Raw genomic sequence first — 1,546 nt, 5'->3', positions numbered from 1 at the left:
ACGGCGGCAAGCTCAGATGGCCATCTTTGAATACATCAACGGCTTCTACAATCCGCGACGCCGACACTCAGCGTTGGGCTGGAAAAGCCCTGTCGCGTTCGAGCGGAAGGTGGCCTAAACGAGCACCAGGGGCGGCACGAAAGCGCGACAGGTCCAGTCGTGACCAAGGCCGAGGGCGAGATCAACGAGATGCACATCGGCCTCGGCGGCACGATGTCGGCCCTCTTTCTCAAGCAACTCGCCCAGAAGACACATCGCGGTCTGGAAGGCCGCGTCCGTAATGGGAAGTCGGCGGGCGGCATCAGCTATGGCTATCGCGCGGTGAGAGCACTTCGCACCGACGGCTCGGTGACCACTGGGGAACGCGAGATCGTCGAGAACGAGGCCGCCACGGTTCGGCGCATCTTTGAGGGCTATGCCGCCGGATTGTCTGCCCGCGCGCTCGCCGCCGCGCTGAATGCGGAGGGCATTTGCAGCCCTGCGAACGTCAAAAATGCCGGGACCTGGGGTCCATCCACTATCTCTGGCAACTGGAAACGCGGAACCGGGATCCTCAACAACGAGGCCTATATCGGTGTCTTGGTCTGGAACCGGCAGCGGTTCGTCAAGGATCCCGCGACCGGCAAGCGGCAGGCGAGGCTGAACCCGCCAGAGAAGTGGGTGATCCGGGAGGTCGAGCATCTCCGGATCATCGACGACGATCTTTGGCAACGGGTGAAGGAGAGGCAGGGAGCGATCCGCGAGGAGATGAACCCCGCAGGGGTACAAGACAGTGGACTTCGTCCCGAGCGGGCACGCCGCCCGACCTACCTGCTCTCAAGACTGATCAAATGCGGATGTTGCGGCGCGACCTACACGCTCATCAACAAGACCCGATATGGGTGCTCGGCGGTGCGCAACAAGGGAACGGCCATCTGCACCAACCGAACCACCATCCGCCGCGAAGCTGTCGAACAGCGGGTGCTGGCCGGTCTTCGGGAACACCTGCTCCACCCTGCCCTCCTCGGCACCTTCGTCGAGGAGTACCGCACGGCCTGGAACGCGGCACAAGCCGACACGCAGGCCGCGCGCGCAAAGGCCGAGCGGGAGCTCGCCCAAGTCGAGAAGAAGATCGCCGGCCTCCTCTCAGCCATCGAGGATGGCATGTATCACCCCTCGATGAAGGAGAAGATGGCGGCGCTCGAGAATCGAAAGCGGAGCCTCGCGGCCCAGGTTGCGGAATCGCCAGAGCCGGCCGTCCTGCGGATGCACCCGAGCCTCGGCGATCTCTACCTTCAGAAGATCGGCGATCTGGTCAATGCCCTGTCAGACCCAGCAGTTCGGGTCCAGGCCGCCGAAGCGATGCGGGCCCTGATCTCCGAGATCCAGATGGTCCCTGCCGCAGACGCGCCCGATGGACACAGGATCGAGCTCAGTGGCGATCTGGCGGGCATTCTGGCGTTGGGGGACGCGGAAACGACCAAGCCCCCGCGGGAGGCGAGGGCTTGGTCGTATTTGTTGGTTGCGGGAGTAGGATTTGAACCTACGACCTTCAGGTTATGAGCCT

The 1,546-nt window shown here is 63.5% G+C and carries 2 protein-coding genes; both read left to right on the top strand.

What is annotated here, in order from left to right:
* A partial coding sequence (locus J4E08_RS24400) for an IS3 family transposase (RefSeq protein WP_349539537.1) occupies positions 1–118 on the top strand: 118 nt, incomplete at its 5' end.
* Positions 119–159: 41 nt separating this feature from the next.
* Complete coding sequence (locus J4E08_RS24395) at positions 160–1,542, top strand: recombinase family protein (RefSeq protein ID WP_349540721.1); 1,383 nt, start codon at positions 160–162, stop codon at positions 1,540–1,542.
* Positions 1,543–1,546: the final 4 nt, after the last annotated feature.

The sequence above is a fragment of the Sagittula sp. NFXS13 genome (genome assembly GCF_040148795.1).
GTDB classification, from domain to species: Bacteria; Pseudomonadota; Alphaproteobacteria; order Rhodobacterales; family Rhodobacteraceae; genus Sagittula; species Sagittula marina.
The sequence above is the reverse complement of the archived record's forward strand: the minus strand, read 5'-3'. Positions and strand labels throughout refer to the sequence as shown.